The organism is Pseudoduganella sp. RAF53_2 (genome assembly GCF_052113985.1).
Classification (GTDB): Bacteria; Pseudomonadota; Gammaproteobacteria; order Burkholderiales; family Burkholderiaceae_D; genus Rugamonas.
In genome coordinates, this window is sequence record NZ_JBFRDW010000415.1 from 1 (window position 1) to 5,392 (window position 5,392).

7 protein-coding genes and 1 pseudogene are annotated in these 5,392 nt (G+C 60.2%); all 8 read left to right on the plus strand.

Annotated elements, in window-relative coordinates; all coding sequences use genetic code 11:
- Positions 1-112 precede the first annotated feature (112 nt).
- A complete protein-coding gene (gene mltG / locus AB4Z11_RS21585; protein ID WP_442027578.1) occupies positions 113-1,102 on the plus strand; it encodes an endolytic transglycosylase MltG in 990 nt (329 codons plus the stop codon).
- Positions 1,099-1,713 carry a dTMP kinase gene (gene tmk, locus AB4Z11_RS21590; RefSeq protein ID WP_442027580.1) on the plus strand — a complete coding sequence of 205 codons (615 nt, stop codon included), beginning with the start codon at positions 1,099-1,101 and terminating at the stop codon, positions 1,711-1,713. Before mltG ends, tmk begins: the two co-directional genes overlap by 4 nt.
- Entirely contained in the window at positions 1,710-2,729 is a 1,020-nt protein-coding gene (locus AB4Z11_RS21595; RefSeq protein ID WP_442027581.1) for a DNA polymerase III subunit delta', read from the plus strand. The genes tmk and AB4Z11_RS21595 overlap by 4 nt, the downstream gene beginning before the upstream one ends.
- A gap of 10 nt (positions 2,730-2,739) precedes the next feature.
- Positions 2,740-3,117 carry a PilZ domain-containing protein gene (locus tag AB4Z11_RS21600; RefSeq protein ID WP_442027583.1) on the plus strand — a complete coding sequence of 126 codons (378 nt, stop codon included), beginning with the start codon at positions 2,740-2,742 and terminating at the stop codon, positions 3,115-3,117.
- Between the two features lie 8 nt (positions 3,118-3,125).
- Positions 3,126-3,632 carry a GNAT family N-acetyltransferase gene (locus AB4Z11_RS21605; protein WP_442027584.1) on the plus strand — a complete coding sequence of 169 codons (507 nt, stop codon included), beginning with the start codon at positions 3,126-3,128 and terminating at the stop codon, positions 3,630-3,632.
- Positions 3,633-3,696: 64 nt separating this feature from the next.
- Positions 3,697-4,476, plus strand: a complete 780-nt coding sequence (locus AB4Z11_RS21610) for a TatD family hydrolase (RefSeq protein WP_442027585.1) — start codon at positions 3,697-3,699, stop codon at positions 4,474-4,476.
- Positions 4,477-5,187: an ankyrin repeat domain-containing protein gene (locus AB4Z11_RS21615; protein WP_442027586.1), complete on the plus strand. Its 711-nt coding sequence runs from the start codon at positions 4,477-4,479 to the stop codon at positions 5,185-5,187.
- Between the two features lie 88 nt (positions 5,188-5,275).
- Positions 5,276-5,392 (plus strand): annotated as a pseudogene (locus AB4Z11_RS21620) (methyltransferase domain-containing protein); the annotation flags it as partial.

The following is a 5,392-nucleotide window of genomic DNA, read 5'->3' on the forward strand; positions in this document are numbered from 1 at the left end:
CATTATAGTGATCTCCCGAAATTTCCGCCGGACGCTCCGAAAACGCTTACATCGGGAGCGAAACTGGTTCAATATTCGGTTAACGAACGATCATTCGCAACAAACTAGTGACATGGCATTTATAACAAAAACGATCGCATTGGGAGTAGTGGCTGCCGCGGCAGTTGCAGCGGGATTCGCCTGGTGGGCACAAGASCCCATCACGACCGAGGAACCGGCGATCGAATTCACGATCAATAAAGGTAGCGGCGCCGGCGCGGCAGGCCAGCAGATGGCCGCTGCGGGTGTGCCGATCCAGCCCTTCATGTTCAATATGCTGGCCCGCTTCACGGGCAAGAGCAATAAGCTGAAGGCCGGTTCCTATGAGCTGAAACCGAACACGACGCCTCTGCGGCTGATGGACCAGCTGGTGAGGGGCGAGTTCGCGCAGGAGTCGCTGACCATCATCGAAGGCTGGACCTTCAAGCAGATGCGCGCCGCCATAGCCGGCCACAAAGGCCTGAAGCATGATACGGCGGACCTGAGCGACAAGGAGCTGATGGCGCGCGTAAATCCGGACTTCAAGAGTCCTGAAGGCCTGTTCTTCCCGGACACCTACCTGTTCGCCAAAGGCTCCAGCGAGCTGCAGATCTTCAAGCAGGCGCACATCATGCTGATGCAGCGCCTGGCCGAAGCCTGGGAAAAGCGTGCGCCGAACCTGCCGTATTCCAGCCCGTATGAAGCGCTGACCATGGCCTCCATCGTGGAAAAGGAAACCGGCCAGAAGTCCGAGCGCTCCATGATTGCCGCTGTCTTCGTCAATCGCCTGAAGCTTGGCATGCTGCTTCAGACCGATCCCACCGTGATTTACGGCATGGGTGACAAGTTCGATGGCAACATCCGCAAAAAGGATCTGGAAACGGACACCCCTTACAATACCTATGTGCGCACCGGCCTGCCGCCGACGCCGATTTCGCTGCCGGGCGTGCAGTCGCTGATGGCGGCCATGACGCCGGCCAAATCCGGCGCCCTGTACTTTGTATCGCGCGGCAATGGCACGAGCCAGTTTTCAGACAACCTGACCGACCATAACCGGGCGGTGAACCAGTACCAGAGACAATGACCCAACGCGGTAAATTCATCACCTTCGAAGGCATCGACGGCGCCGGCAAATCCACCCATATCCAGTACGTCAGCGACCTGATCCGGGCACGCGGCGTGGAACTGGTGAGCTCCCGCGAACCGGGCGGCACCCCGCTGGGCGAAAAGCTGCGCGAGCTGTGGCTGCACGAGGCCATGCACGTCGAGACCGAAACCCTGCTGGTCTTCGCCAGCCGTCGTGAACACATTGCGCAAGTAATCCAGCCGGCGCTGGACCGCGGCGCCTGGGTCATTTCCGATCGCTTCACCGACGCCAGCTTTGCCTACCAGGGCGGCGGCCGTGGCCTGAGCCGTCACAAGCTGGAAACCATGGCGCACTGGGTTCATGCCGACCTTGAGCCTGACCTGACCATCCTGTTTGACGTGCCGCTGGAAGTGGCGCGTGCCCGTCTGGATGCCACCCGCGACCTGGACCGCTTCGAACGCGAAAAGGCAGACTTCTTCAACGCCACCCGCAATGAGTACCTGCGCCGGGCGGCCGAATTTCCGCAGCGCTTCCGCGTGATCGATTCGACGCGCAGCATTGAAGATATCCAGCGCGAGCTGGCCGGCATCGTGGGCAAGCTGGCATGAGCGGCCAGATCTATCCTTGGCAGCAGAACGCCTGGCGGCAACTGCAAACGCTGCGCGAGCGCATGCCGCACGCCATTCTGTTCCACGGCGCGGCGGGCATCGGCAAGGCGGATTTCATCGAGCAGTTCGCGCAGGCGCTGCTGTGCGAGAGCGTGCGCCCCGATGGCCATGCCTGCGGCGAATGCGCGTCCTGCGGCTGGTTCCTGCAGCAGAACCACCCGGACTATCGCCGCATCCGCCCTGAATCGATGGAGGATGATCCCAGCGACGACGCCGAGGCCGGCGAGGACAAAAAGAAGTCGAAAACGCCATCCAAAGAAATCAAGATCGAACAGATCCGCTCCCTGGCGGATTTCATGAATATCTCGACCCACCGGCAAGGCTTGCGTGTGGTGGTGCTGTATCCCGCCGAAGCCTTGAATATGCCAGCCTCGAACGCTTTGCTGAAAACGCTGGAAGAGCCGCCGCCAGGCACCGTATTCCTGTTGGCGTCGAACTCGCTGGACCGTCTGCTGCCGACCATTCTGTCGCGTTGCCGCAAATTCGCCATGCCGATGCCGAACCACGCGGAAGCGCTGGCCTGGCTGAAAGAGCAGGGCGTACCGGAGGCCGATTCCTGGCTGCGCGAACAGGGCGGATCGCCGCTGGCCGCTGCGGCCCAGGCCGAAACGGGCAACCGCGAAGAATTGGACAGTTTCCTGCAATACCTGGCGCATCCAAGCGTCGAAGGGGCGTTGCGCACTGCCGACAAGTTGCAAAAAGTGCCACTTTCAGCACTTGTATCCTGGCAACAGCGCTGGCTTTATGATGTTTTTTCGTACAAACTGTCAGGAAACATCCGTTATTATCCACGTTACCAGCGTGAGCTGGCCGGGCTGGCCGACAAGGTCCACGTCAGCCGGCTGATGGCAGCGCTGAAAGGAGCCACCGAACGCCGCGCGACATCGGACCATCCGCTGTCGCCCAAGCTATTTATCGAGGATATGCTGCTTGACTATACTTCGTGCTGTACCTGAAAGGAATTGAATGAGCGCTAGCCCAAACGATCCAAACACCGTGCCGATCAACCGGCCCACGGTGCTGTCGCTGGCGATCAAGGAGAAGGCGGCCCTGTACGCGGCCTATATGCCCTTCCTGAAAAACGGCGGCATGTTCGTGCCGACGCAAAAGCCGTACAAAGTAGGCGATGAAATCTATCTGCTGCTGACGCTGATGGACGACCCGAACAAATATGCAATTGCCGGCAAGGTGGCTTGGATCACGCCTGCCAGCGCGCACAACAACAAGACGCAGGGCATTGGCGTACACTTTCCGGACGATGAAACCGGCAAGCGCACCCGCCTGCGCATCGAAGAAATCCTGGGCGCCGCGCTGCGCTCGTCCCGTGCCACCCATACTCTCTGACTTTTTGCATGACGCAGTTCCGCCACCGCATTGCCACGCTTGACGATCTGCCGACGATCGTCGCCATCTACAACAGCACCATCGCTTCGCGCGAAGTGACGGCCGATACCGAACCGGTATCAGTCGAGTCGCGTCTAAACTGGTTCCACGAACACACGCCGGACCGCCGTCCACTGTGGATCATCGAAGAAGAGGGCCGCGACGGGATCGTCGGCTGGATCTCGTATTCGAACTTCTACGGCCGCCCGGCGTACTCCGGCACCGCCGAAGTCTCGATCTACATCGACGAAATCTGGCGCGGCAAAGGCGTCGGCAAGTACGCCCTGACCGAAGCCATCGCCTTCGCGCCGCAGATCAAGGTCCACACGCTGCTGGGCTTCATCTTCGGCCACAACCAGCCGTCGCTCGGCCTGTTCCGCAAATTCGGCTTCGATACCTGGGCCAATTTCCCGCGCGTCGCGAATTTGGATGGCATCGAACGCGATCTGATCATCCTCGGCAAGCGCGTTGCCTGAACCCGAGATTCGGGTCAGACCCTTGGGTCTGACCCGGTCTTAGGGTTTTAGGTAAAATCACGGGATGTTTATCGATTCCCATTGCCATATCGACTTCCCGGAGCTGTCTGTCCGGATGCCTGAAATCCTGTCCAAGATGGACGAAAACAAGGTCAGCCATGCGCTTTGCGTGTCGGTTGACCTGCCGGATTTCCCCCGCGTGCTCGCCCTGGCTGAGCAATATCCGCATATTTACGCCTCGGTCGGCGTGCATCCCGATTATGAGGACACGCCGGAGCCGACCGTTGAACAGCTCGTTGAGCTGGCCAGGAACCCGAAAATTATCGCCATCGGCGAAACCGGCCTGGATTACTACCGGCTGGAAGGGGACCTGGAGTGGCAGCGCGAGCGCTTCCGTACCCATATCCGCGCCTCCCGCCTGACGCGCAAGCCACTGATCATCCACACACGCTCGGCCAGCGAAGACACCATCCGCATCATGCGGGAAGAGGGCGCCGCGCCGCAGGACGGCGGCGTCGGCGGCGTGATGCACTGCTTTACGGAGTCGCTGGAAGTGGCCAGGGCCGCAATGGAGCTGGGCTTCTACATTTCCTTCTCCGGCATCGTGACCTTCAAGAGCGCCAAGGAGCTGCAGGCGGTGGCGCTGGAAGTGCCGATGGACCGCATGCTGATCGAAACGGATTCCCCTTATCTGGCCCCGGTGCCGTATCGCGGCAAGATGAATGAGCCGGGCTACGTGTCGCATGTGGCAGAATTCATTGCCAAGCTGCGCGGCATTCCGGTGGAACAGGTTGCAGAGCAGACAACGGCGAATTTCTTCAAACTGTTTAACGTCGAGGCATAAATGGGATTGATGATGCGTGTGCGCTTTGTTCGCCGCCGCTTGAAAGCACGTACGGCGGCCCTGGCAGTCACGCTGGCATCAATCCTTGGTCTTGCGCATGGCGCGCCGGAACTGCCGGCGCAAGGTGAAGACGCCGTCACTTTCTTCCGTGCCGCCCAGCTGGACGACACTGGCCGCATCAAACCGATTCTGGCGCGTGGTTTGAACCCGAATGTGCACGAACCGGAGCGCGGCGAAACCGGGCTGATCGTGGCGCTGCGCTACGATTCGATGAAGGTTTTCAAGCTGCTGCTGTCCCAGCCGAATATCCGGCTGGAAGAGAAAGCCGAAAACGGCAACACGGCCCTGATGATGGCAGCCTTCAAAGGCAACAAACCCGCCGTTCTGGCGCTGCTGGAGAAAGGCGCCCAGGTCAATCGTCCGGGCTGGACCGCGCTGCACTATGCCGCTGCCGCAGGCGACACCGCCATTATGCGCATCCTGCTTGATCAGCACGCCTATATCGACGCCGAATCGCCTTCCGGCGTGACGCCCCTGATGATCGCCGCCAGGGAAGGCAAAGAGGAAGCCGTTCAGCTCCTGCTGGCTGAGGGCGCGGATGCCACCCTGAAGGATCATGGCTTCAAATCCACAGCCGCCGAGTTTGCCGACCGTGCGGACAAGCCCTGGATCTCCGCGGCCATTCGCAAGCACCTCGACGCGAAACGCTGAACTGGGACGTTTTCCCCGCTGAAATCCCCGCATGGCGGACGCCGTGATGGCATGACAATAGCCTTGTCGCAAACCATCCGGAACCACCATGCTGAACGAACGCGAAATCGAAGCCTGCTATCTCGGCCAATTCATCCCCGTCCACTACCATCACAATATGCTGATGGACGCCAACCGGATGGTCAATTTCAAGGCAGCCATCGAC

Excerpts from the sequence above, each read along its gene's own strand:
- tmk (WP_442027580.1), top strand. The coding sequence starts at position 1,099 with ATGACCCAACGCGGTAAATTCATCACCTTCGAAGGCATCGACGGCGCC.
- AB4Z11_RS21595 (WP_442027581.1), top strand. The coding sequence starts at position 1,710 with ATGAGCGGCCAGATCTATCCTTGGCAGCAGAACGCCTGGCGGCAACTG.
- AB4Z11_RS21600 (WP_442027583.1), top strand. The coding sequence starts at position 2,740 with ATGAGCGCTAGCCCAAACGATCCAAACACCGTGCCGATCAACCGGCCC.
- AB4Z11_RS21605 (WP_442027584.1), top strand. The coding sequence starts at position 3,126 with ATGACGCAGTTCCGCCACCGCATTGCCACGCTTGACGATCTGCCGACG.
- AB4Z11_RS21610 (WP_442027585.1), top strand. The coding sequence starts at position 3,697 with ATGTTTATCGATTCCCATTGCCATATCGACTTCCCGGAGCTGTCTGTC.
- AB4Z11_RS21615 (WP_442027586.1), top strand. The coding sequence starts at position 4,477 with ATGGGATTGATGATGCGTGTGCGCTTTGTTCGCCGCCGCTTGAAAGCA.